This window comes from Pseudomonas lutea, assembly GCF_000759445.1.
Taxonomy (GTDB): Bacteria; Pseudomonadota; Gammaproteobacteria; order Pseudomonadales; family Pseudomonadaceae; genus Aquipseudomonas; species Aquipseudomonas lutea.
On the sequence record NZ_JRMB01000001.1, the window covers coordinates 1,493,544 to 1,517,099 of the forward strand.

The 23,556-nt window shown below is 59.9% G+C and carries 28 protein-coding genes; all 28 read right to left on the bottom strand.

The window, feature by feature from the left end:
• Positions 1 to 40: 40 nt before the first annotated feature.
• The 28 genes from LT42_RS24860 to LT42_RS06315 all read right to left on the bottom strand — a co-directional run bounded on the left by LT42_RS24860 (position 41) and on the right by LT42_RS06315 (position 23,480).
• The gene (locus LT42_RS24860) at positions 41 to 403 is read right to left on the bottom strand and encodes a tail fiber assembly protein (protein WP_052075125.1); all 363 of its coding nucleotides are present in this window, start codon (positions 401 to 403) and stop codon (positions 41 to 43) included.
• Positions 403 to 1,959 carry a carbohydrate binding domain-containing protein gene (locus tag LT42_RS25190; RefSeq protein WP_081955329.1) on the bottom strand — a complete coding sequence of 519 codons (1,557 nt, stop codon included), beginning with the start codon at positions 1,957 to 1,959 and terminating at the stop codon, positions 403 to 405. The genes LT42_RS24860 and LT42_RS25190 overlap by 1 nt, the downstream gene beginning before the upstream one ends.
• Positions 1,959 to 2,867: a hypothetical protein gene (locus LT42_RS06195; protein ID WP_037010758.1), complete on the bottom strand. Its 909-nt coding sequence runs from the start codon at positions 2,865 to 2,867 to the stop codon at positions 1,959 to 1,961. The genes LT42_RS25190 and LT42_RS06195 overlap by 1 nt, the downstream gene beginning before the upstream one ends.
• Positions 2,864 to 9,103, bottom strand: a complete 6,240-nt coding sequence (locus LT42_RS24865; RefSeq protein ID WP_052075128.1) for a tape measure protein — start codon at positions 9,101 to 9,103, stop codon at positions 2,864 to 2,866. The genes LT42_RS06195 and LT42_RS24865 overlap by 4 nt, the downstream gene beginning before the upstream one ends.
• A 347-nt stretch (positions 9,104 to 9,450) precedes the next feature.
• A complete protein-coding gene (locus LT42_RS06205) occupies positions 9,451 to 9,810 on the bottom strand; it encodes a hypothetical protein (protein WP_037010760.1) in 360 nt (119 codons plus the stop codon).
• A gap of 83 nt (positions 9,811 to 9,893) precedes the next feature.
• Complete coding sequence (locus tag LT42_RS06210) at positions 9,894 to 10,373, bottom strand: phage tail tube protein (protein ID WP_052075129.1); 480 nt, start codon at positions 10,371 to 10,373, stop codon at positions 9,894 to 9,896.
• Between the two features lie 79 nt (positions 10,374 to 10,452).
• On the bottom strand, positions 10,453 to 10,839 hold the full coding sequence (locus LT42_RS06215) for a DUF3168 domain-containing protein (protein ID WP_037010761.1): 387 nt from the start codon (positions 10,837 to 10,839) through the stop codon (positions 10,453 to 10,455).
• The gene (locus tag LT42_RS06220) at positions 10,836 to 11,261 is read right to left on the bottom strand and encodes a hypothetical protein (RefSeq protein WP_037010764.1); all 426 of its coding nucleotides are present in this window, start codon (positions 11,259 to 11,261) and stop codon (positions 10,836 to 10,838) included. Before LT42_RS06220 ends, LT42_RS06215 begins: the two co-directional genes overlap by 4 nt.
• A 2-nt stretch (positions 11,262 to 11,263) precedes the next feature.
• Positions 11,264 to 11,455, bottom strand: a complete 192-nt coding sequence (locus LT42_RS06225) for a DUF7210 family protein (protein WP_037010767.1) — start codon at positions 11,453 to 11,455, stop codon at positions 11,264 to 11,266.
• A gap of 7 nt (positions 11,456 to 11,462) precedes the next feature.
• Complete coding sequence (locus LT42_RS06230; RefSeq protein WP_037010768.1) at positions 11,463 to 11,783, bottom strand: head-tail adaptor protein; 321 nt, start codon at positions 11,781 to 11,783, stop codon at positions 11,463 to 11,465.
• On the bottom strand, positions 11,783 to 12,124 hold the full coding sequence (locus LT42_RS06235) for a head-tail connector protein (RefSeq protein WP_037010769.1): 342 nt from the start codon (positions 12,122 to 12,124) through the stop codon (positions 11,783 to 11,785). Before LT42_RS06235 ends, LT42_RS06230 begins: the two co-directional genes overlap by 1 nt.
• A 1-nt stretch (position 12,125) precedes the next feature.
• Entirely contained in the window at positions 12,126 to 12,377 is a 252-nt protein-coding gene (locus tag LT42_RS06240; RefSeq protein WP_037010771.1) for a DUF7210 family protein, read from the bottom strand.
• 42 nt (positions 12,378 to 12,419) lie between these two features.
• Positions 12,420 to 13,625, bottom strand: coding sequence for a phage major capsid protein (locus tag LT42_RS06245; RefSeq protein ID WP_037010772.1), 1,206 nt, complete (start codon positions 13,623 to 13,625; stop codon positions 12,420 to 12,422).
• 3 nt (positions 13,626 to 13,628) lie between these two features.
• Positions 13,629 to 14,513 carry a head maturation protease, ClpP-related gene (locus LT42_RS06250; RefSeq protein ID WP_037010775.1) on the bottom strand — a complete coding sequence of 295 codons (885 nt, stop codon included), beginning with the start codon at positions 14,511 to 14,513 and terminating at the stop codon, positions 13,629 to 13,631.
• Between the two features lie 2 nt (positions 14,514 to 14,515).
• Positions 14,516 to 15,946 (bottom strand): phage portal protein, encoded by a 1,431-nt coding sequence (locus tag LT42_RS06255; protein WP_037010777.1) that lies wholly within the window; start codon positions 15,944 to 15,946, stop codon positions 14,516 to 14,518.
• Complete coding sequence (locus tag LT42_RS06260) at positions 15,946 to 17,628, bottom strand: terminase large subunit (protein WP_037010778.1); 1,683 nt, start codon at positions 17,626 to 17,628, stop codon at positions 15,946 to 15,948. The genes LT42_RS06255 and LT42_RS06260 overlap by 1 nt, the downstream gene beginning before the upstream one ends.
• Positions 17,629 to 18,114 (bottom strand): terminase small subunit, encoded by a 486-nt coding sequence (locus LT42_RS06265; protein ID WP_037010779.1) that lies wholly within the window; start codon positions 18,112 to 18,114, stop codon positions 17,629 to 17,631.
• A 157-nt stretch (positions 18,115 to 18,271) separates the two neighbouring features.
• Complete coding sequence (locus LT42_RS06270) at positions 18,272 to 18,604, bottom strand: HNH endonuclease (protein WP_037010780.1); 333 nt, start codon at positions 18,602 to 18,604, stop codon at positions 18,272 to 18,274.
• 5 nt (positions 18,605 to 18,609) lie between these two features.
• Positions 18,610 to 18,738 carry a hypothetical protein gene (locus LT42_RS26170; RefSeq protein ID WP_276209496.1) on the bottom strand — a complete coding sequence of 43 codons (129 nt, stop codon included), beginning with the start codon at positions 18,736 to 18,738 and terminating at the stop codon, positions 18,610 to 18,612.
• Positions 18,735 to 19,232, bottom strand: a complete 498-nt coding sequence (locus LT42_RS06275; RefSeq protein ID WP_037010782.1) for a DUF2514 family protein — start codon at positions 19,230 to 19,232, stop codon at positions 18,735 to 18,737. The genes LT42_RS26170 and LT42_RS06275 overlap by 4 nt, the downstream gene beginning before the upstream one ends.
• Entirely contained in the window at positions 19,232 to 19,570 is a 339-nt protein-coding gene (locus tag LT42_RS06280; RefSeq protein ID WP_037010785.1) for a hypothetical protein, read from the bottom strand. Before LT42_RS06280 ends, LT42_RS06275 begins: the two co-directional genes overlap by 1 nt.
• Positions 19,570 to 19,938: a DUF3450 domain-containing protein gene (locus LT42_RS06285; protein ID WP_037010788.1), complete on the bottom strand. Its 369-nt coding sequence runs from the start codon at positions 19,936 to 19,938 to the stop codon at positions 19,570 to 19,572. Before LT42_RS06285 ends, LT42_RS06280 begins: the two co-directional genes overlap by 1 nt.
• A gap of 179 nt (positions 19,939 to 20,117) precedes the next feature.
• The gene (locus LT42_RS06290) at positions 20,118 to 20,681 is read right to left on the bottom strand and encodes a hypothetical protein (RefSeq protein ID WP_037010791.1); all 564 of its coding nucleotides are present in this window, start codon (positions 20,679 to 20,681) and stop codon (positions 20,118 to 20,120) included.
• Positions 20,682 to 20,684: 3 nt separating this feature from the next.
• Positions 20,685 to 20,999 carry a hypothetical protein gene (locus LT42_RS06295; protein ID WP_037010794.1) on the bottom strand — a complete coding sequence of 105 codons (315 nt, stop codon included), beginning with the start codon at positions 20,997 to 20,999 and terminating at the stop codon, positions 20,685 to 20,687.
• On the bottom strand, positions 20,996 to 22,291 hold the full coding sequence (locus tag LT42_RS06300) for a tyrosine-type recombinase/integrase (RefSeq protein ID WP_037010796.1): 1,296 nt from the start codon (positions 22,289 to 22,291) through the stop codon (positions 20,996 to 20,998). The genes LT42_RS06295 and LT42_RS06300 overlap by 4 nt, the downstream gene beginning before the upstream one ends.
• Entirely contained in the window at positions 22,288 to 22,704 is a 417-nt protein-coding gene (locus LT42_RS06305; protein ID WP_037010797.1) for a VRR-NUC domain-containing protein, read from the bottom strand. Before LT42_RS06305 ends, LT42_RS06300 begins: the two co-directional genes overlap by 4 nt.
• A gap of 222 nt (positions 22,705 to 22,926) precedes the next feature.
• Positions 22,927 to 23,178 carry a hypothetical protein gene (locus LT42_RS06310; protein WP_037010798.1) on the bottom strand — a complete coding sequence of 84 codons (252 nt, stop codon included), beginning with the start codon at positions 23,176 to 23,178 and terminating at the stop codon, positions 22,927 to 22,929.
• Positions 23,175 to 23,480 carry a DUF1364 domain-containing protein gene (locus LT42_RS06315; RefSeq protein WP_037010799.1) on the bottom strand — a complete coding sequence of 102 codons (306 nt, stop codon included), beginning with the start codon at positions 23,478 to 23,480 and terminating at the stop codon, positions 23,175 to 23,177. Before LT42_RS06315 ends, LT42_RS06310 begins: the two co-directional genes overlap by 4 nt.
• Between the last annotated feature and the right edge of the window lie 76 nt (positions 23,481 to 23,556).

The following is a 23,556-nucleotide window of genomic DNA, read 5'->3' on the forward strand; positions in this document are numbered from 1 at the left end:
CAAAAAAAACCGCCTTAAGGCGGGATCTTCAAAAATTTGATTAAATGGGTTGGGTGGGCCAAGTTGGATCGAGCACATTCAAATCCGTTCGGTTGACGAGAACTCGGTACAGCTTCCATGCCCCTAGCATGGCACCGTCATTCTCTGTCGCAATATCAAGATCAATAGCATCTTTCAGTGGATCGATTGCCAGAGTAGCAATGCCCAAAAGCGAGTTTCGCACCTGGATATTCGTTGCAAGGTTTTCGGCAGGCGTAGGGGGCGGCAGCTCGTCTGGCGCATTACCTGCCTCAAGCCATGCTTGGTACTCTTGAAAATCTCGGTTACCCGGATCTGTTGGAATCAGTATGTTGTCAGAACGGCGGATTATTCCGTTGGTCAATCTCAGATAGTCGCCCACCATCAATACTCCGCATTCAGTTGATAATTTCCGTTTAAAGCAAATCCGCCGTTAGCAGCTACTTGGGCATTTGGTTGAATCGCATCAGCCCCCATGCTAGCCAGCCCACTGCTTAAAATGTTTGGGCTTGATGTTTGCATCCATGCGATTGAAGGTACAACTCGCATAACGACGGGTAGCTTGACTGTGAATGCGTTTGCTACTCCGGTAGTTGAATAGCCGGCAAAGGTGATACTACCCGCTTGATAGTAGCGCTGACACTGAAGAACAATATCGCTATAGTTTTGGACTTGGAACGCGGTTGCATGCGCGCCCTTCTCAAGCTGAATTTGCGCAATGTCAAATGTGCCTGATTGAACGCCGAGCGAGCCAGTGCGCGAGTTGTTACCTGTACCGCCGCTGTACCAAACGTTCAAAACAAGAGTTGCGTCGCCATTTGTGCCTAACGTTTTACCGCTGATGGACGGCAGAGTTACCGTGACAGAATATTTGTTCCAAGTAGTCGTCACGGCAATTTTCGTAGAGCCGATTCCTGTCACCGCCGAAGAGGGACTTCCCCCAGTTCCGAAAGACTGAACAACCTCTATAGAAATACTTCGGGCAGCATCAGCTTTCGCCCAGAAAGAAACAGTATATTGCCCCGAACTATATCGCTGTAGATCTTCGATGGCCTGACTCATTATTGTAAAGTCGGCAGCTGCAGAGCCCCCAACAACTACGTGCCGGCAAAAAAATCTCGCAAGAGGCACCAATGACCCAAATGGAAACTCCTGAAGACTTGCAGTTTTACTTCCACCGCTGTGACCCATATTCCAGCGGTCAGCCGATCCAAACCCTGCAACAGTCTGCGATACGCCTCGCTGCCAAATGTCAAAGTTACCGTTAATCAAGAAGTTTTTGGTCATCAAATTTGCAGTAGCATCCAAAGCTTCCTGCAAATTATCAATATTTGAAATGACATGATTGTGGCTGTCATCAAGAACAACAATCGGGATGCTGATGTTCCCGGCGCCGTCAAAGCTTGCCGAACCTGTCGCATCGCCGCCAACTGCTATGGTTCGAGCTGTCGCGAGCTTTGTAGCAGCGACAGCCGTTCCTCCGCTTGCCAAGGCTCCAACATCAGCGGCACTAAGACTTACAACACCGGTTTTTGTATTGACGCTGGTTACTGGCCCACTGCCGATACTGTCGGCTGAGGCCTTTGCAGCAGCTGCCGACTGCGCTGCGTTGGTTTCACTGGTTGCCGCTGCGCTTTTCGAGCTGCTCGCAGCGCTGGCTGAGTTCGCAGCGTTGGTTTCACTGGCCGCCGCTGCTGTCTTCGAGCTGCTCGCAGCGCTGGCCGAGTTCGCAGCATTCGTTGCGCTTGTGCCAGCATTATTGGCGCTCGTTGCTGCTGCGGTTTTGGCGGCATTTGCCGATTCGGCAGAAGCGTCAGCCGCGGTGGCTACCTGATTCACCTCCACGGAGAACTGCGGCAGCTTCTGGGCAAAGAACGCATCCACATCGGATTTGAACGTTGCGGCCGTTCGGTCAAGGAACGGAAGTGGAGTAACTGCCATTAGATAAGGCCCTCGATATCAAGCGAGCAAAGGTGGTAACTGGGATATGAAATGTCGATGTTGAAGCTGGTGAAGAACCCATAGATCAGCAGCGGCTCATACCCGGCGGCCTCCGTGCCGATGTATACGCAAGGCGTTGCCCGCAACGCCGCCAGCGTTCGGTATATCCGGTTGAAGGTGCCCAGCGTGGTCAACATCGTGAAACTGCCGCGCTTGCTGTACGCCCGCTTGGTGATGACCGTGTTGCCGAAGTCGTCGCGTTCCTTACGGCTGTAGTCGTCGATGCCGACCCGGGCGCCGTATTGGGTTTCCCCCAAGTCGCTGATCAGCCCAGGCTTTATGACACCAACGGACGCGCCCCCGCTGGTCGAGGTGACCGTCACGGCGAGCTCGGCGCTCGCGTATTGCCCGGGCAGGTCGGTTATGACGATGTCAGTTCGCAAATCAAGATCGCTGAAGAACCAGTCGAAAATCGTCTCGATATCGGTGACTTCCAGGTCGATCCTTTCCTGGTACACAACGACACCGCCGGTGCCGTCCTTCATCACGACATCCACGTACCGGCCGCTCAGCTCAAACAGCGCCAGGCTGTCGGTGAACCCCACACTGAGCACGTAGCTGAGCGGAGACGGCCCGGTGGCAAGCGTCCCGACCACATCGTCGAATGGCGCCCACTTGTCCGTCGGGCCTACGTCAAGCCACACCGGCGGGCTGGTGGTATCCAGCTCGGGGGCGACTGTCCCCGCCCCCGCTACCAGCCTTTCGAATATCCGGTGGACGTTTGTCCGAGTTACTCTCGCGCCCAAGACGTAGGAGGTTCCGGACACCCATGCCGGGTAGTCATTTTCCTGAATCGACGAACTCAGCATCATCAGGTCAGTGATGACGTGCGGCTTTATGACCTTCATGCAAGTTCCTTGGTTAGCATGGCGTTGCCGCCCTCGGTGACACGGTCAAGGGTCCTTGCGACCTTGCTGACATTCACGGCACTGGCCTGGGTGTTGGCCTTGATCATCTCCAGCTCGCCGCGCAGCGCGCGCAGTTCTGCCACAACGGCGGCATCCGAACCTCCACCGTTGAGCATTGCTGCTGTTGTGCGCGCATCGAATATCCGGCTCGGCCCGGTGACCTCGAGCTCCGGCCCGTTCTCGCCAACCAGGCGCAGCCCTCCACCGAAGCTGCCGCCGGCGGCATAGCCTGGGATTTTCACGGTTTCGCCGTTGGCCTTGCCGCCGCGAGCGATGGCATCAGCTAGGTCTGCGTAGGTCACAGATCCATTTGCCAGCAGTGACGACCAGTACGAGACCCCGCCAGCTTCGGCAGTTCGCCCGAGCACTCGCTGATACACCGACTCAACAAGAGCGGCATTGTTGGTGTAGGTGTTACCGGTGGCAGCGCCAGGCGCTTGGCCGGCCAAAGCCCGAACAACGTCAGCATTCATGCGATCCACGGCGTCTGTCACCGATTGCACAGTGGTGTCGACACCGTTGAGCGCGTCCAGCTGTGACTGTGCAAACGCCAGTTGCGAGTCAAATTGCGCGACTTGGGCGTCATAAGCCTTCTTCGCCTGATCCAACTGCTCCTGCAGCGCTGCGGCCGATTTCTCGGCGTTGGTGAGCTGCTTCCCGTTCAGCGAGTTAAGTTCCCCCACCACATTGGCCGTCCGGCCTTGATCGCGGTTGAACTCTTCAAGCGAGGAATACAGACCGGTACTGTTGCTGCTCACGGTGGTGAGCGCGTCACTCAAACCGGTGAAGTTCGCCAACGATCCGCCAGCACGCGCAGTGGCGAGCGCGCTTTGCAGCGTCGCCTGTGCTTGGCGGCGCAACATCTGCACGGCGCCCTCCGAATCCCCGCGCAGCGATTTCAGCGCCGAGCCAAGGTCATTGCTGACGCCGGTTAGATCGCCAACCAGGCTGTTCGCCGTTTCAAGCATGTCGCTGAGCGAGGCATTCGTGGCGTTGTAGGCCGCCTCGGCTGCTTTCTGTTGGGCACTGACTGCGCGCTGTACAGCGGCAAAGCTGTTGCTGACCGCCTGATCCAGGGCATCCTTGATTGCCTGCGCGGCGGCTTCGGCCGCCTCCTTGGCCGCCTGTGCCGCGTCAGCCTGAGCTTTTGCAGCATCTTGGGCTGCCTGAGTTGCCGTCGCCGCACTGGCTTCCATCACGTCAAAGGCAGCATCGGCATCGGTTGCCAGACCCAACAGCGAGTTGAAAAGCGCCTTGCCAGCCACCGTTGTTTGATCGATCGCGTTGACCATCGCAGCAAAATCGCCGCGACTGGCTGGTAACCCAAGCCCAAGCGCGCCGAACTCCGCACTGGCGCGCATTAGGGCGTCCCCAGCCTTCTGCGTGTCAGTAGCGAACAGGCCGTAATAATTCGACCATGCGCCTGCCGCTGCCTGTGCTGCCTCGTTGGCTGCGTCCACGGCGGCCTGCGCCTGCTTGTCGATTTGGGTGTAGTAGGTGTCCGCGTTGGTGGCCAGCCCCATCATGGTCGCGAACATCGCTTGGCCGGCCGTGGTCGTGACATCAATGTCTTCAACCATTTTCCGGTAGGCGGAGCGAGTGTCCGGCAGTTTCAGACCGAATCCGGCAAACGCTCCCTGCAGACTTTTGGTCAGGTCGGCGAATTGCTCGTCCGCGCTGAAAAACGCCTGGTAGTAAGTGCCTACGCTCTTGTTGAGCGCATCGACCTTTTCCTTCGCCGTAGCCGTCGTGGTGTCCAGGTCAGAAATCGCACCGATCATGTTGAGGATCGAGTCCGACGCGATCAGCCCGGTATTGTCCAGTTTCAGGTTGGCCACGTTGATGAGCGAAAGCGCATCGTTCACGCCATTGAAGCGCGTGAATACACCCTCAATTGCCTTGATGACCTGGTCAGCCGTGGTGTTCCAGTCGTTGGAAAATGCCGTGAACTGAGATTTGAAGTACTCCGGCAGCGACTTCGAACTCACGATTGCCTTCGCGAGGAAGGTGCCCATGATGTCGTCATAATCGGCAGTCAACGCCGCCGCGATGTCATCGGCCTTGAACTGTTGCTTGCCGGTGATCACCGAACCATCATCAAGCTGAGCGCCGAACGTGCTCGAGTATTTCCCCGAGGTTTTGCGCTGCTGCAGCGTGCTGTAGGCAACGACAGGCGCGCCATTGCCGAGCGCTGTATACAAGTTACCGAGCGTAGAGCTGAACTTGTTCAGCGTGGACGACATAGCGTTATCAGCCGCAGCGCCGTACTTGGGGGCTTTGCGCTGCCAGGACTGGGCGATGCCTGTATCCACGTACTGGCCGCCGACATACCGCCCAGTAGCCGATGTGCTCAGATCTGGGTACTTCTCCCCGCTCCCGAACAGCGAACTGGAAGCGATCGAACCGATCACTGCGCCGATTGCGGCACCAAGTGCGGTACCGATAATTGGCACTACGGAACCGATGGCAGCGCCAGCGGCGGCAAAACCTGCCGTGGTAGCGGCGCCTTTGGCCCCATAGGCTTGATACGACTGAATCACTGCATACACCGCGCCGACGTAACTTAACGTGGCGCTCAAGGCGCTGAGACTAGAGGAAGCCGCTGACGCTGAGGCTGATGAAGCCGCACCGCTGAACGAACCTTGAGCCACACCAGTGCCGAACTGTGCGCCGTAACTGGCGTAGGAGTTGGCTAAAGTGGTTGTCAGACTTTCTGCTGTCGTGGATGCCACGGCGCTGGCTGTCGCCGAGCCTGCAGTGAAACCGCTGGCGATCGCCTCTTTGACGTAGGAAGCACCGTTACCAAACGCTCCTTGAATGCCGCCGACAATACCTTCGCCTGCATTCCAGCCAGCCATGATCGACTGCCCGAAGTTGCTGCTAGCCACCGAAAACACGTTTTTAGCGGTTCCGAGCCACGACGTCAGCCCGCCCCCACTACCACCAGTTAAATCTCCGAACAGTCCGGAGGATTGAGCCTGCGCGCCCCCAACACCCAGCGCACTGGCAAACTGAACCAGAATCGGCTTGGTGATCGCCATGTGAAGCATTTCCGCGAGGAACTGCCTAAAACTGTCCTTGAGCGTGTCCATGAAATTGCCGGATTTGCTGAGGACGGACTTCCACATGTCCGCAAATGCATCGTCAATTCGGTCGATCGCGCCTTCGGTGAACTGACCCCAACTCGACGCGGCGTTCTTGTTCTGCTGGTACTCCACACCGAGTCGCGCAAGCGCATCGCGATAGGCGTCAGCTTTTTCTGGATATAGCTCAATCGCCTTGTTCAGCGCTTCTTGCGCTTGTGTGTAATCGCGCAACAACTTCGTCTGCGGGTAGAGCCGGTCGACGATGCTGTTTGCAGCACCCGCCTGCTCCAGAGCTTTGTTGTGCTCCAGTTGGGCCCGCGTAGACTGAAGCAACTGGTCATACTCTTTAGAGCCGTACTCGATGCTTTTCCCTACCAACGCCAGCTGCATCGACTTCTGCACATTGAAAGTTTCAAGTGCGTCTGCGCCCTGCAGGGTGGCGGTTGCCTGAGCAAGAGTCTGCGTTGCTTCCACGCGCAGATCCGCGATGCTCTTCGCCACGTCACGGCGGTCTTCCGCCGCCATCTGAGCGTTTATGGCTGCCGTGACTCTTCCACGCGCTGCGGCGCCAGTTTTGAGCAGTTCTTCTTCAACCTTTTGTTGAAGGGTGATTGCGCGGATGTTGTCGACCCCGGCGAGATAAGCGTCTGCGAGATCGTTGGCAGCCTTGGCGGAAATTCCCGATTTCGTCGTGAGATCTTCGAGAGCCTTTTGCTGGTTCTTCAGCTCCGTGGCCGCTTCGCGGGCAGCAGCGTTCCCGAGTTTGGTTTCGTCCTTCGAAGCCTTTGTGGCGGCCTTGTTCACCTCGATTGCATTGGCCGTCGAAAGGATTGCTATCCGGTCGGACTCAGAGAGCGCCGAATGTTCTGCGATGTATCGGTTTGCCTCTTTGATGGCATCGCCACCATCCTGCAGGCCAGCCAGCTGCTTCTGAATCGTGTCCAGGTACTTCTGCCCATCAGCAGAAAAACCAGCTTTGGCCTGGTTGTTGGCCTGGGTAGCGACCGTATTCTGGTTGAGCGCGCCAGTCAGCTCGTCTAGACGCGTTTTCACCTGGGCGGCGACAGAAGCGTTATCGCTCAGAGAGCCAGCAAGGGTTTCCCACTGACGAAGCTGTTCCGGCGATATCTGCCCGTTTGCGGCGGCTTCCCGGAGGGTGGGGCCAAGCGACTGCCCCGAAGCGCGAGCGGCATCCATCTTGGCGACAAGCTCGTCATACGAGCGAACTTGGTCGGCGATTTTTGCCGTATCGACCATGTCCGGGTTGGGTGGCTCGATCAGCGCACCCTGGACCGCGCTTTTCAGGTCCTTGTACGCATTCTCGACGGCGAGCGTTGCCCCAAGCTGCTTGTCCTTCCATGTGTTGACCTGAGCGCGCTGTTGATCCTCGTTCAGCTTGTTGAATTCGGCACGCACCTGATCAACGGACTTGCCGAGGTCGCCCAGATCTCCCATCAAGGTTTTGGACTTGTCACTGAAGTCGACGAACGACAGAGCTACTGCGCCAGCCATAAACGCCAAACCAACCGGACCTCCCAGCAGACCGAGAAGCCCAGCCGCGCCAGCCCTCAAGCTGCCCCACGCACGTGCGGCGATAGATGCCGATGCGGCTGCATTCTGTGATGCAACAGATGCCGCATTTACTGCGAGAGTTGTTTCAGCGAGGGCGACTTTGGAGGCCGTAACCTGCGCGTTCGCTGCTTGAATTTGGGTTGAAGTCGCTACCGTCGTGGCGGCAAGCGAGCGCTCGGCGGCTTCCATCTGCTTAGTGATCGCGATCTGAGCACCGCGGATCTCCACCATGCGCGCCAGCGCCGCGTTGCGACCCGTTTCAGAGATCTGCGCCTTAAGCCGCTGCTGCTCAAGCGCCAACTCCGCTGCCAAAGCCGTCTGCACCGAGCGCACGCCTGCCAGGTCCGACTCTTGACGCAAGCGATCCGCTGCGACCTTTGTCTGGGCGGACTGCAGCTCCTGAGCAGCACGCGACACAAGCACGCGGGCATCCAACTGCTTCGCCTCAGCTGCCAGCAGGTCCTGCTGCGCAGTCTTCGCAGCAGCTGAGAGGGCTTTCTGGTTGGCGATGACTGACGCACCAGACGCGGCGGTCCACTGCGCGAGACCTGCGGCGACCTTGCCCAAGGCTGCGTACAGAACAACGTTCAACACCGTCGACAACGTCTCGGCGTGCTGCGAAATGACCGCGAACGCTTCAGGGACCTTGATCTGGTCAAGCGCCCGCGACGCCTGGTTGACGGCGCCAGCGAGCGAGACGCTGGTTCCGGACAGCTTGTCCGTCTCGCCGATTATTCGCGTGAAGGACGTTTGGATGCGGGTGAGCGCGGTTCCGATGGTGCTCTGCATCTGGTTGAAAAGACCGTCCACAGCGGCGGCTTGGGCTTGCAACGCTGCCACAACAGCGGCGGAGGTCAACTTCCCTTCAGTACCCAGATTTCGAAGCTCGCCTACGGTTTTTCCCATGCCCTTAGCGATCGCTTGCGCCAGTGCTGGAGCCTGCTCCAGAACGGAGTTGAGCTCTTCGCCGCGCAGCGTCCCCGAAGCGAATGCCTGGCCGAGTTGCACAAGGGCAGCATCCGCCGACGAAGCGGAAGCGCCACTGATAACGAGAGTTTTGGAGATCGTTTCGACAATCCCGGCAACGCCCTGGCCGCTGAGCTTCAGCTCTTTCTGGTTTGTAGCGATGCGCTGATACAGCTCTGCAGTCGCGCCAAGCGGCTGCCCTGACTTCTGCGCGATGCTGAAGACAGCGCTCTGCGCCTCGGTGAATTCCTTGCTGGACGACGTAACCAGCTTCAGTCGGTTGGCGACGGTGGTATATGCCTCCGCCTGATCAATGATGGCGCTTACGCTTGCGCCGCCGATCGCGAGCGTCAAGGCTCCCTTGAGGATCCCTGCTGCTGACTGCGCACTTTTGGCAGCACGATCAAATGCGGTATCAACTTTGCTCAGCTGGGCATCGATCCGCCCGGTTGCCTTCGTGACAGACGCGTCTGCTCGATCCATTTCTTGACGGAGCTGTGCAGTTGTCGCCTCAAGCCGGATCAGCATCCCGCGAACTTCTTGACCTGCCATGCACTTTCTCCGGGCGAAAAAAAACCGGCTGTTGAGCCGGTTCGATGAAATTAAATGGCCGCAGCGGGACTGGGCATGGCTGGGCGGTGTCGGGCATCAGCCACGTGCACCACGTATTTGCGCTTTGATTCGCTGTCGTTTTTCCTCAGGTGTCTCGCCTGGCGGTGGGCCGACTGGTTTATCCGCCTTACCAAACGGATTCGTGGCCCGTAGGAACTCCATGCGAGCTTCCCAAGCCATCAGAATTTGAGGCACCGGCGTTTCCCACGCGTCGCGCGGCGACCATTGAAGACTGCCGGTAGCCAGACAGAAAACCTCGTCCACATAGCTACCGTTGCCCGGCCGGGTTACTTTTTTGCTTTGCCGGTGCCCTCTTCGGCATCCTTGGCGAGCTCTTCCTCGCTCTTGGCCGCAGGGTTAAGCAGCGCCAGCAGGTACTGGATCAGCGGCGGCGTCACCTCCCCGATGCCGTGCTCGTAGATTTCTTCCTCAAGGGCTTCAAACTCTTTCGGCTTCAGTGTCAGATTCGCGCCGGCCGCGATGATGGAGGCTGCCACGTTGAGGCTGAGTTTCTGAACCTCCTGCAGAGCCGGGGACAGGCCGCCAAAACGACGTTCGATGTTCTTCACCGCCTTGAGGGTGAATGCCAGGCTGTAGGTTTCAGCACCGACGATTACTTCAGTTGCGCCGTGGTCAGTCTTGGACATGGATCGGTGTTCCTTGCAGAGAGGGAAAGGTTCCAAACAGGCGCCGCGATGGCAGCGCCCGTAATTGCGTTGAAGAGCGGGCCTTACGCTGCCGGTGCCGCTTGCTCGTAAATCGCAGAATTAATCGCGACCGACACCGAGGCCTTGCGGATCGACTCAGCAGTACCGATCTGCTTGCGGCAGCTCAGAACCTGGCCGAGGTAGAAATCGGCCGTTCCGTCGCCGTAGTCCATCTGGAAAGCGAAGTTGGAGTCGCTGGACAGAGCTGCCTTCAACGCTTTCTGGCCGAGATCAACTGGATCGGAACCCAAGGTGATCTGCTGGGTACCGGCGTCGAAGGTGCCTTTCACCTTGCGTTTGCGACGGTTGGCCAGCGCGGTGAAGTCAGCAGTGCTGGCCTCGTCGCCCAGCTCGCCAGCGTCTTCCACTTCGCCAACTTCCACGAAGGTCAGCCCTTTCAGGGCGGTCAGCGCTGCGGCGCGGCCGGCGGTGTCCTCGGCATAGGTGATGTTGTGGGCCGGGCCGATAAGGAATCGGACGCCGGCGGAAGTTTTGATAGTCATGGTTGCCCTCCAGGGCGCGGGTGGTTTTTTGGCAATAAAAAACCCGCTCGATGGCGGGTGTTGGTGTTGCTCGGCGGTTTCAGTGCTGGGTGATGATCCGAAGGGTCACCGATCCCATATAGGTCTTGCCGTCCGGTTCGCGGTTCGTTTCCGTGCGCAGCACACGGACCGAAACCGCCGTACCAATGCTCAGCGGCAGCGCAACCTCGTCCAAGGCGTCAGCAATCTCGCCGTTGATACGCTTCACTTCCGCCTGGCCCTGATAGTCCGACCAGACCGACAGGTAGAACAGGCGGTTTTCGCGCTTCTTGCCGCTGACCGGCGTCGTGTTGTCGGTGACCTCGTAATCCAAGGTCACATACGGATACGGCGTCCCGGCGGGGACTGCGTCGAACACCGGCGCCGTCAGACTGGCCGATAATTTCTCAAATAGCGCCTTCTGTAGCGCGAGGCCTGGATCACTCATTTAGCCTCCGCAGCCTTGCGCAACGTGGAATCGATCGCCCTGCTGATCAGCAAGATGATCTGCTCACGGTTGAGATCGTAGGATGGGCGCAACCACGGATGCGCTGGCCGGGCCGGGATTTGCGTTTCACCGCGGGCGTAACCCTTGGTGCCGTACTCGAGGAATTTCGTATAGAAATACCGCGTGTTGTTCTTCTTGCCCCTGAGGCCGATTTCCGCATCCAGCCCGCTTTTGGAGACGAACGACGTCAGCGTTTCCGCAGCGTCGCCAGTGTCACGGGGAATCAGGAACGTCTGGGTCTGCAGCACCAGGTCAGCCGCTTGAACCATTGCAGGGCGCAGGTCGCTCTCGATCTCGTTGCCGATCCGGCGCAACAAGCTGCGAAGCTTGATATCACCCTGAACGCTTGAGCGCCGGGCCATGATCAGGCTTTCGACTTGGAAGGCTTGGGTGCTTTCGGAGCGGGCTCAGGCTCGGCGACGGGTTCGGCGGCAGAACGCTCAACCAAACCGCGCTCGATCAGCTCTTCGGCGTCGGCCGCATTCACGGTGAATTCTTCGCCCGCAGCTTTCCAGCCTTGGGCAGTGGACAGGCTTGCCAGTGCTTTTACTTTCATGATGACCTCATGGGTGGGGAACGTTTGAACACAACAGACGGAGCATGGAGCGGTCGTTGTCCGGCAGCGCTGCCTCGATGAGATAGGTAACGCCCGAATTGACCAAGCGAACCCCAGCCACCAGATCCGGCGCGGGCCTGACCTTTATCTCTGCGGTCACCAGCGCGGTGAGTTGCTGGGAAACGGGAGACGTCCGGCCAGTGGGTGCGGTGATCTCAGCCCATATCTTGCGACTTTCAATCCAGCCATCGACCCCGCCGCCCATGCCGTCAGGCACGCGCTGCTTTGTCTGCACAGAACACTCATGCCGAAGGTTTCCTGCTCTCATCAAACCCCCATATCAACGCGGTAGGGGCTCAGCAGCGAGCGGGAGCCCTGCGGCAAGTCGGCGACGCTGACACCCACCACCACATCTTCCCGATTGGCGTACAGGTTTCCCAGAATCAGCAGGCAGGCAGCCGTGATGGACTTGGTGACAACGATCGGATCGGCGCCAGCAGTACCATCCAGCACGGCGGCGGCCATGGCGTCCTTATCTGCGTAGAACGAGCGATTCAGGTAGAGGGCCGCCGATTCCTCAGCCGCCTCTAGCTTCAGCAGCACGTCCGCCCGATCGCCTTCCTCGGCGCGGCAATGCCGCATGGCGACTTCGATATCGATGACCGACATGTCACTCGCCCTTCGCAGGCTTTTTCGGCTTCTCGGACTTTGGCGGTGTCACCAAAGCATCGCTGGTCAGCGCCAGACCAGGCGCAGCGCCCTCGTCTTTCAGGGTCACAACAGGCTCATCGTCGGACGTATCCGGCTCGGCGTAGCCCTTGCGGATCAACTCGCGACCATGCTGTTCAAGCGTTTCGAACGGACTGCCTTCGGTCAAGGTAACCCCGCCGAGGTACAGCGGTTTCAAGGTTTTCAGCTTCATGATTGGCTCCGGTGGGCCGCCTCTCGGACGGCCCGCTTGAAGTTAAGCGGCTGGGGCGAAGGTGCCGTAGATAAACGCCTCGGGACGCTTAACCGCCAAGGCCAGGCGCTCTTCGCAGCGGATCGAGATCATGTTTTTCTCGAAGTCGTCGGCGTTCTCGGTCGAGATCACCACGTTGGCGTCTTCGCGATCGAAGATCTGCGCGCCGGTCTGGAAGGCACCGGTGAGGAACTTGCCGAGGAAGGCAGCCAGCTCGGTTGCCACGACAGGCAGACCCCACAGGGTAGGCCCGGCCAAACTCAGCGGATTGCCGATGATGTAGCGGCCAAGCGTGTCCTTGGTCAGCTCGATTTTCGCCCAGTCGGTGAAGTGCAGCACATGGCCGCTGGCAGGCAGGCGGGCCAATTGGGCCTGCAGCATGGCCAAGCGCAGCTGATCGATCTGGGTCATGCCTTCCGGTTCAAACGCCGGGTTGTAGACCGAAGCCTGCGGCACGATGCCCGGCAAGTGAACACCGGTGCCATCGCCGAACAGAATCTCGCCCTCTTCGGCGTATTTCAGGCCATACCGCATTTCCACGTCGATGGTGGATTGCAGCTGTGCAAAATCGTCCAAGATCTGCTTGGAGGCTTTGAACATGTGAGCGATGGTGCTCACCGGTGTGATCTTGGTGGCGAACTGGATATCGCTATAGGGCTTGGCGGTGCCCTCTGCCACCACGCGCGCCGCGTTGGTGAAGCCGGTTTGCTGAACCCAGAAGATAGCCGGCGCACCGGTACGGCCTGGCGCAATCAGGTCGCGAATGAACAAGCGCTGCTTCGGCGCGACGTCAATGCCAGGCAGACGCTGCGGTTCGACGACGCCCTGTGCAACACCTGTCGAAAGCAGTGCAGCATTCACCGGGATGTTGACGCGTTTGCCGCCCTCGACGCTGGCGGCGAAGTTCTTAAGCGCCTCGCTTTTGATGACGGTCTGGCCAAGGCTGTCGCGATTCTGCGGCGAGCTGGCAGACGGCAGACGCGCGAATTCCTGCTCGACTTCGCCGAGTTTAGCCTTGAGCTGCTTCTCGGCCTCGGTCAAGGAGTTGAATTTCAACGCCAGTTCGTCGACGGTAGCTTTGGTTTCAGCAGACAAGTTGCCCGCCTTTTTCGCTTCGGCCAATGCGGCTTCGGCTTTGGTGCTGAACTCGCTAGTGGCCTTCGCCAGTTCAGCAGAGACGCTCTTGAGCAGTTCGTTTGTATCGGACATGGGTCAAACTCCGGGTACGGTAGAGGCTGCCGACTTGAAAGAGGCGAGAGCCTTTTCGAAATCAGCGATTACGGAGGCCGAAACGGCCGGGGGTTCGGTAGCGCTCGGCGTACCAGGTCCGGCAGCGCTGGGCGTACCGGTTTTGAGCTCTTGAATCATTGCGCGGCGTTCGGAGCGCGGCATGCCCTGCTTCGCCAAGATCACATCGAGGCGGTGTGCGGCGATCTGCTGCGGTGTGGATGCTTTGGTGCCTTCCTTCAAGTCGGCACTGTCGAGCAGCGAGTCGGCGAAACCCTGATCGACAGCATCACCGCCGCCGATCCAGCTTTCGGCATCCATCAGCGTCTGCATCGCGGCGACGTCGTCACCGGTGCGCGCTGCATAGATGTTCGCCATGGCTTTGTCGAACGGCTCCAACGTGTCGGCCATTTCCCGCAAGCCAATGCGGTTCCCAGCCACACCCACCCAGCAGTTGTGGATCATCAGGAAAGCCCCGAGGCCCATGCGGATTTCGTCGCCGGCCATGGCGATGACAGATGCGGCCGAGGCGGCGATGCCGAGAATCTTGACGGTCACCTTGCCTTTGTACTCGCGCAAGATGTTGTAGATCGCCAGGCCCTCGAACATGTCGCCGCCCGGCGAGTTGATGTTCACCGTGACGTCCGCGCCGGCCAGGTTGCGCAGTACCGCGCTGACCCGCTTCGCGGTAACGCCGTCGCCCGTCCAGTAGTCGTAGCCGATCGGGTCGAACATCGAAATGGTGTTCTCGTCGTCAGCCGCGGCGCGGATGTCCGGGTTCCAGCGCTCGAGCGCCATCGGCAGCAGATCCGAGGAAGCGCTCGCGCGCGGTCGCTCCGCCGGCGCTGCAGGCAGGGTTCTGATCGTCATGGTTACTCCGCTGGTTCGGTGATGCTGAGGCGTGAAATCGATATAAGGGCGTGAGCCATGGTCGGGGCGTCTGGATCCCCGCCCTCAAGCGCAGAGCAGATGTCCTGGAGCAATTCGCGGGTTGCTTCGTGGTTGCCGTCCTTGTGCGCGTGGAGCGCCTTGGACATGAAGCGGTTGAACTTGGCCGAGATATCGTCGCCCTGCTCCAGGCTCTCCAGCGCGACCATCGCCGACTGCACGGTGTAGATGTCGCCACCAGGAATCGGCGGCAGGTTTTCCAAACGCCGGACCTCGTTGCGGGACATCCAGCCATTCATAAGCGCGGTGTTGTACCAGGCGCCACGGCCAGCACTGTCGGCACGCAGCAAGCCTTCCACTGCGAACTCGGCGAAGAACTCTTCGGCATCCGCCTCGCCGATCAGGCAGCGGGTGATTTCCTGCTCGATGTTGACCAGCAGCGGCCGCAGGCTGTTGGTGAGGAAGTGCAGGTTCTGCGCCTCGACACTCGCCGCCCAGCTCGACTGCTTGTCCATGTGCCCGACCATGAACGGCGGCACGCGGAACCAGCGGCAGATTTCCTCGACGTTGAACGCCCGGGTTTCCAGCATCTGTGCCGCTTCTGGGTTCATCGTGACGCTTTGGTATTTGAGGCCCGCTTCCAGCACCATCGTCTTGCCGGCGTTCTTCGAGCTGCTGAACGCGGCCAGGCTCTTCTTCAACTGCTCCCGCTGTTTCGGGGTCAGCGTGCCAGAGCCCTGCGCCGCACCGCCTTCGACGGTAAGAAACCCGGATGCCTGCAGGCCGTTGGCAAATACCTTGGCTGCGGCTTCTTCCGATGACAGCGCAGTGCCAATGACGTCGCGGCCCGTGGTCACCGGAAGCATCCCGCACACACCGTCCAGGCCAAAGCCGCGGATGTGCATCAGGTTCTTTTCCGGGATGTCGCGCTCGGTGCCGTTCTCGTTGTAGGTGTACTTCAAGCGCCCATTGTCCAGCCGCTTGACCGTCATACACTGAGGCAACAGCGGATCAAGAGCGACGATCCGTGTCCCGATGAATTTCTTCTCGACGAAAGCGTTACCGCGCAGGCAGATGCTGGCCACAACCTGCAACATGAAACGCTGCGGGGTCATTTCGGCATTTGGGGAGCGGCACAGGACACGGAAAAGCGGATGATCCCGGGCGGATTCGCGCGAACCATCCGGCATCCGGCGGTAGAGCTTCAAGGGCAGCGTCGAGACGGACTCTGACAGCAGCCGAACACACGCCCAGACGGTGGACAGGCGCACCGCACCGTCGACGGTAACATGCTTGCCGCTGTTGGAAGTGCCGAACCACTCCTGCCAGAACGCCTCATTGGTAAGCCCAACAGGAACACCCAGCCAGCTCTGTAGCGCAGAGCGAATACGCCCCGGTTTGTTTTTGCTCGCCATTAGAGCCCTGCCATTATTGGGTCATCAAAGAAATCGTCGACATTCCCCCGCGCGACGGGGTTGAGCGACAACAGGGCCACGGCGTTGAAGAGCGCCATCAACGGGTCAATCTTCGCCGTCCCCGACGCTTGTTTTGTTATCAGGATCGAGTTGCCGGCCGGAACGACCTTCGCATTGCCGCAGCACCAGGACATCATCGGCTGACCGCCGTGGACCATTCCGCCTTCCGCCAGCTTGCGCTCGGCGGTTTTGATCGAGCCGCCCAGCTTCCAGCCTTGCGAGATGCCAATGACCTTGTCCTGCGGTATCTCCGCTTCGATCAGGCCGTCAAGGATGCCGCCGACGCCGGCCGGGTCGACGCCGATCATGTCGAGCTTCCCGGACGCGTAGATTTCTGCCACCAGCTCAGCCACCTCGGCAACGTCCTTGCCGATGTACTCCACCAGCGTCAAGTTGCCGTCTTTGGCAAAGTCGTGAAGCCGCGGCGCTTCGCTCTTACGGCGCTCGAGCACCGAAGGGTGGGCCCAGGCATGCGTCCACAGAAGCCAGTTGCGCGATTCGGTCTCACGGCCCAGCACTGCGAAGCCCAGCAGGTCGTCAAGACCACCGCCGTCAATGCCGACGTCGATAACCTCACAGCGGGCGATGAGCTGGGAGAGCGTTAGGTTCTTCGCTTTGGCCTGCGCCTGCCAGAACTCGGCGCCCGCCCACCGGTTGGCGCGAAGGTTCATGCCTATTTCAACGTTCAAGTGCTTGGCGAGGAACTTGCGCTGCGCGCCTGGCTCTTTCTTCGCCTCCTTGACCATCTGGTCTTCAAGCCATTCCCGGCTGACCGACCGTCCCATGTTGGGATTGGTGATGTAGAAGTTTTCAGGCTTCAGGTATTCCTCAGACTCCACCATCGCCTTCGGAAATTCGTACAACACGCCCAGCGACTTCTTGTCCTGGATCTTGCCGTCCCGAACGTCGCGGTAGTAATCGAGCTTTTCCTTGAAAACCCCCGCCGGCGGCTCGTCGCTCTGAGTCGAAAGGAAAATCACGAAACCTTCATCCCGCGAAATCTGGCCGCCGGTGGCTTCCATCAGCATCGCGTCAGCGTTCGGGCGCTTGCCGAACACCCAGAGTTCGTCGACCAGGATCTTGCCGGACTTCTTACCGGACACCGTGTCCGAGTCGGCAGCGACCACCTTCAACGCAGCCTTGGTGGTCAGGTGCGTGATGGTCCGAATGTGGTCCTGGACGTGGAGCATCTTTTCCAGTCGGGGATTGGCCCGGACCATCGCAGCAGCAGGCTTGTAACTGTTCTGCGCGACCTCGATGGTCGGCGCCAGAATCAACAGCTCTTCGTTGTCGCGCCAGTTGCGCACCAAGGCGGTGACCATGATCCCGGCGGCTATTGTTGATTTGGCGTTCTTCTTGCTGATCAGCAGGAAGTACTCGCGGATCTTCTGGTTGCCGGTCTCGGCGTCGTAAGCGCCGAAGATGGCGGCCACGAAATCAAATACCCACTGCTCGCAGCACTGGCCGAAGGTCGGCTGGCCCGGCACATCCACCACCTTGAGCGACTTGAACAGCTCAAGCGCGGCGTCCGCCTCAGAACGAAACAGTGGCGGAAACGGAATCAGAGATTGGCGAGAGAGAATCCGCCTCTCCCAATCGAGGCACGCGGTGGACCACTCCACCTACTTCACCGATCTGAGCGGTGGCTTGCTCGTCCCGTACATGCCGGCCGCCGCCTCTTCCGCCGCGGTCTGCCTGTCTTCCTTCTTACCCGACTCGCCTTTGCGCTGGTGCATGAACGGCATGAGCGCCTTCGCGGCGTCGACTCTGAGTTTTGCCTCGGCTTCCGGGTCGTTCATCGCGGCAATTAGGAATGCCTTGGGGTCAGTGAAGGTCAGCGCGCGGGCCAGGTCGAATGTCGGTCCTGAGTCCTCATCGTCCGCTTCGGGCTCGACCAATTTGGGCGCCTTGGCCTTCGGCTGAGCTTTAACATTTTTGTTAACGGCCCCATTCGCCAGCTCGGCCAGAACGTGCGGGTCTTTTGCAAGCCGTGATCCGGCGGCCGATGCGCTGGAAGCGCTATAGCCTGCCGCTATCGCTGCTTCTTTGTTGGACGCACCTCCCCTCAAAGCGTCGGCGAATGCGCGCTTTTTGGGTGTTAAAGCCATTAACAAAAAACCTCAAAATGGGAAAAAAACTCTGAATGCGGGACCGGGTGGTCTAGAGCGCCAAGGCTCCGAACTTTCGAGGCACCCCCTGCCTTTGTCGCACACCAGTGACGTGCCGCACCGTTTTGGGGCAGGCCCATTCCGGGGAGTTGACGTGCTACAGGCCGGCGGCCTCCTCGCGCTGCTTCACGGACGAGTGACAGGTGACGCATAGCGGTTGCCAGTTGGTGCGGTCCCAGAACAGCGTCATGTCACCGCGGTGCGGCTCGATGTGGTCGACCAGCGCCGTCGCCGTCACTCGACCTGACGCATCACACATCACACACAGCGGGTTATCGAGGATGAAGGCCTTGCTCGCCTTCTGCCACGCGTAGGTGTAGCCGCGCTGGCCCGATGTGGCTTTGTCGTTGCGCCACGACCCAGGCTGAGCGATAGGAACCTTGCTCGCCTGTGTGCTGACTCGATTGCCAAGCGTCTTCAAGCGGGTCATGGGGTTCACTCAACGGAGCAGGTCGGCCACTTGCAGCGCGCAAATGCCAACGCGGCTGGCTGGTCGTGGTCTTCCGGCATGATCATGGGGAATGGTGGGTAGCCCGGCACTGTGACGTACCAGGACTTCTTCATCTGGCCTTCATGGCTGCCGAGTACATCGACTCGCACAGCTGGCCGGCTATTCGGCTTCGGTCAAGCGCTGCTGCCAAGCTTCCCGCTTCTTCGTCAGCGCTTCGACGCAGCTCGGCGAGCACAGCGGCGAGGTCGTCTCTTGTCTTGCCTGTGCTGGCAAGGTCGGTAGAACAAGGCTTTCGGTTGGCAAGCAGATCGGTGACTTGTTGCTGCAGGCTGCGAGCGCGGCCATCAGCAACAGCAACGGCAGCCGTAACATGTTGAGCTTGTTCGGTCGCATGGTCTGTTGCCTTGTTCGAGTCTTCAGTGAGTTGGCGTTGCAGACTGAGCGTCTTGCTGATCGACGCGGCGCGAGCAGTGGCGACGTCACGCTCGCCTGTCACATTGGCCAGGGCTGTGGTCGTGTGATCCAGCCGGACGTACAGGTAACCGGCCGCTGCCAATAGTACCAACAGCAGCCAGGCCCACACAGGCACCAGCTTGAGCGCGCCCATTACGGCGACACTCTGTCGACGGCCTCGTTGACCTTGTCAGCAGCCTTGCTGGCAACGCCGGCGGCTTCGGTTGCCGTACTGGCCGCAGCTTCCACCTTCTCCGCAGCCTTGCCCGCCTTGTCTGCGAGCGTGTTCAGACGCAGATCGCGTTGCTTCAGAGCTTCGTCGTAGCCCGTGCGTACCTGTGCAACCTGATTGCTGTACCAACTCGCAAGCGACCATTGCGATGCGCCGAATCCCAAAGAAAACGATCCGGCTACCATAAGTAGAGCGATGACCCATACCTCCACTCGACGCCACCAGCGGCGTGCGATGAACTCCATTGCGCATCTGTCCATCAGGCTGCTCCTCCAAGCTGGGACAGCCGGGCGATTTCTGAGCTCTGGCTGGCCACCTTATCTGTGAGTTGTGCGACCTGGCTGGTGAGGGCTTCAATCTTTCCCTCCATCCGGCCAACTGCGGCAGCGAGTTCGTTGCGCTCTTTCGCGAACTGATCAGCGCGAGCGTCCGACTCCTTCCGGGCGGCGCGCTCAGAGTCGAGCAGTTCGTTAAGCCTCCGGACGGTGCCGATATCGGCGTTGTCCATGGCGCGATCTGCGGCGTCACGTGACAGGAACTTCCTCAACCATAGGAAACCTGCCAGCAGCACAGTCCCAGTACCGCCCAGCCAGGTGGCGGTGCCTGGGCCGAGGTCGGTTGGGTCCATTGCTACTCCAGAATGAATCAGCCCCGCAGCACTCCCAGCTCAGAGCGATGGGTGTGGCGGGGCTGAAAACGAAAAAACCCGGCGCGAGGGCCGGGTTTCTGATGTTTGTTTGTCGCCGCGCATCACCGCACGCAAGATCGACATGATGGGGTTAATTTACGGCCAAACGGCCATCATGGTCAAGCGGCATCGACGAAGATCTGTTCGGCGTCAAAGATGTGGGTCGCGTGAATGACGGCCGCCTCTTCCAGTTGTTCGAGCCGCTTGTGGATGCCTGCTCTCCAGTTGCGGCGAGTCCGCTCAGGGGAGGCATCCACGTCCCATGTGTTCATGTCGTAGAAATCAGGTGGGAGCACGATCATGTCAGTGGAGCGCTTGCCGCTCTGGACGCCCTTGAGCTTTGGGATTGCCCAGGCCGTGAGCCCCTTATAGATGAACAGCTGCGGCGCGGGCGATGAAATACGACTGACGAGACGCCCGATGGCGGCCACCTTGTTCGCCTTGTGCGTCGAGTACTTCGCGACAAGCACATCCCAGTGAGCAACCTCCAGCTGGCGATGCAACAGCGCATAAAGGCAGCAGTCGTAATCGAACTTGTCTCGCGGCGACAGAGTGCTGCCATTTCCGCCTTGTCGCAGATCGGCGTCGATGAGCTTCTGCCACGACTGCTTTGTGCTGTTGTCGATGTTGTCAGCGGCCAGCACGCGCACCAGGGTACTCATCACATCTTTGTACATGCCCATCGATCAATCCCCTGTGTAGTTCGAGCCGCCGGCACCGCGGCGGTTGTTCTGTTCGTATTGTTCGTGCGCGCCGCCAATGGCGCGGTTGGCTTTGGCTATTTCTGCAAGCGCTTCCCGCAGCCTGACGTTAAGCACCTGGACAACGTCGATTAGCGGCAGGGTCTTCAGGGTGCGGCCACACACCCAGCCCGAGGCGTGACAGTTTTCACAGGTCATCTGGTGAAAGACCCCGGTGTAAATGCCTGTGCCTCGACAGATGTTGCACTCAACGATGAACTTCAATTCCCGGCGAAAGGCAGGGCCATGGCTCTTTTTCATGCTTTTGAAACCTCGCCTATGGTTGATTCTTGAATGGGGTTGCAGGCCATATGAGGCGCGGCCTGTAGCGGGATGCTGGACTCTCTGTTTCCGACTCCCTCCAACCCGTGAATGGCGGTAAATCCCTTGGCGTCTAGATGGGCGTGCCACTTCTCCAGCGCCTCGCGTTTGCGGGTCTCAACGGTGGTGTGGATGTAGGCCTGCACGTTGTGGCCCATGGCGTGGTTGATCAGCATCTCGCCGATCAGGAAGTCGATGCCGAGATCTGCCCAGCCAGTGCGCGCCAACTTGCGCAGGTCGTGGCTGGTCCACTCGCCTTGCCCGAGCTGCGTGAATACCATGCTGGCTTGGCCCTCGCTCATGCCCTTGCCGTGTCGGGCCGGGAACAGGTACTGCCCGGTGTAACCGGTGGCAGCCTGACGGGCTCGGTACTGGGTCAGCAGCGCGCAAACCTGCTCGGTGAGTGGCAGCGAATGCTCGACGCGGGTCTTGGTGTGCGCGGCCGGCAGATGCCACGTGCGGTCAGCCAGGCTGATGTGCGACCAGAGCGCCATGCGGGTTTCGCCAACACGGGTGCCGTGACAGAGCATCATCAAGGCCAACATGCCCTGAGCCGGGCGCCGTTCGAAGGCTTCGGCCAGTTGACCCAGCAGGCCTTCCACCTGGACACCACGCAGGCGCGCGGACTTGGCTTTGATCTTGGTCTTCGAGAAGTCGCTGAATTTGATCCCCGTCATTGGGTTGGCCGGGATCGAGCCCAGCGTGTGAGCTTGGCGGCAGGCCAGCACCAGCAGCGCGAAGATCAGCCGCACGAATTCCAGCGACAGCGTCTCCTGCAGCGGCCACATCAGTTTCGTGTCCAACGTCGCTCGATCGATCTCGCCCAGCGCCAGGTCGCCAACGCGCGGTATCAGGTGGCAGGCGATGGCCGACTTGGCCGTAGCCTTCCGCTTGGCTGACAGATGCCGGTCGCGACTCATCCTGTCGCTGTACCAGGCCAGCAGCTCGCCAAGGGTGGCCCACGGGGAAATGGCGGCGGTGGCCTTTGCATCGGCGGACAGGCGCTGCCGAGTTTCAGGCAGAGCGGCCAGCACCGCTTTGGCGGACAACTCAGGGTATGAGCCGATGCGCAGCCACTTCTTGCGCACCACCAGACTCCACGTGCCACGCGGACGTGCCTCGGTGAATCGGAAATACAGTCCGGGGTGCCGTGGATCACGCATCAGCACCGCAGCAGGGTCTTCGGCACGGCGCCGCAGCTCAGCGTCGGAGAACGCAACGGTCATCGTCATGCAGCCACCACAGTCGGAGCGAGTCGAAGGTATGCGCGGATCTGCTCCATCGCATCAAAGTGGCCCGGGCACACGATCGCCAGATAGCCCTGATCGCTCAGCCGGCGGATCCACGCGTGCTGGCTGGCCGACACCGCTGCATCGTTCGGCGGCGTCGCCTTGAACTCGAGGTAAAGGCCGAAGTAACCGCCGCGCGCCATCGGCAGTACCAGATCGGGCACGCCCGCTTTCACGCCCTGCCCTTTCAACTTGATGGCCACCATCTTGTGACGGTGCCCACCGTTGGGGACGTGGTAGATCAACGCAGCCACATCTGGAAAGCGCAGTTCGAGCTCCTTTATCAGCGCTGCCTGCTCCAGGCCTTCTCGGTCCACCGACTTGGCGCGGGCTACCCGTGGCTCAAAGGGCTTCATTTGCCAGCGCCTTTCGCTGAGCCCCGCGCCGGGCTAAAGACAAAGGTGTCCCGGCCCGAGCTGAGCACCGTGGAGTTATTCAGAAGTGTTTTGAGCTGGGTCCAAGTCATCGAAACAACTCCTGCGAATTAGCCGGTTTCATAACTGTCTCAACTTTGAGCCCGGTGCCGACTGCGGTTACCAGGGTGATGGCCGCTATGCAGATCCAGATTCGTGAAGGGCTCATACCGAACCCCGCGCGGCGAGCTCTACTTGGATCTTCGTCCAACTGGCGGGAGACATGACCGCGCCGCCGTTGAACATCAGCACCGTTTCGCACGGCACCTGTTTGGCGTTGATGCGGTACCGAAGCTGTGGCCGGTTCTTCCAGTGGCACCACTTGCGCTCGGTACGCCACTTGGTCGTTTTAGTGGTCGGGAGGTGCTCGGAAATTACCACTGGGATGCCGCCGAACATCAGTGCTGGGCTGTTCATGCCGCCACCTTCCCTTCGCTCACCAGAATGTCGATGGTCCGCACCATCCCTTCCATGTGCATCGTGCGGAGTTGTTCACGGCTAAACTCGGTATTACGGCGCGCGTCGACTGCTTCGTGACAGGCAGAGCAAGCCCAGGCGGCCTGCAGATCATGCGGTTTGAGTCCAGTGCCGCAGCGAGTGCCAGCCATCCGAAGGTGAGCCAGCACCGTGGTTTCAGGGTTGCCGTTGCACACGCCGGGCACACGGATCTGGCAGTCCCGACCGCGCGCGGCCTTGGTGAATTTCGTTTGCTTGGTCATCAAATCCACGCCCCGTACTGAGATTCAACCGGAGGAATAGACCCGTCGTAGCTGGCCCCCATGAACTCGATGAAGC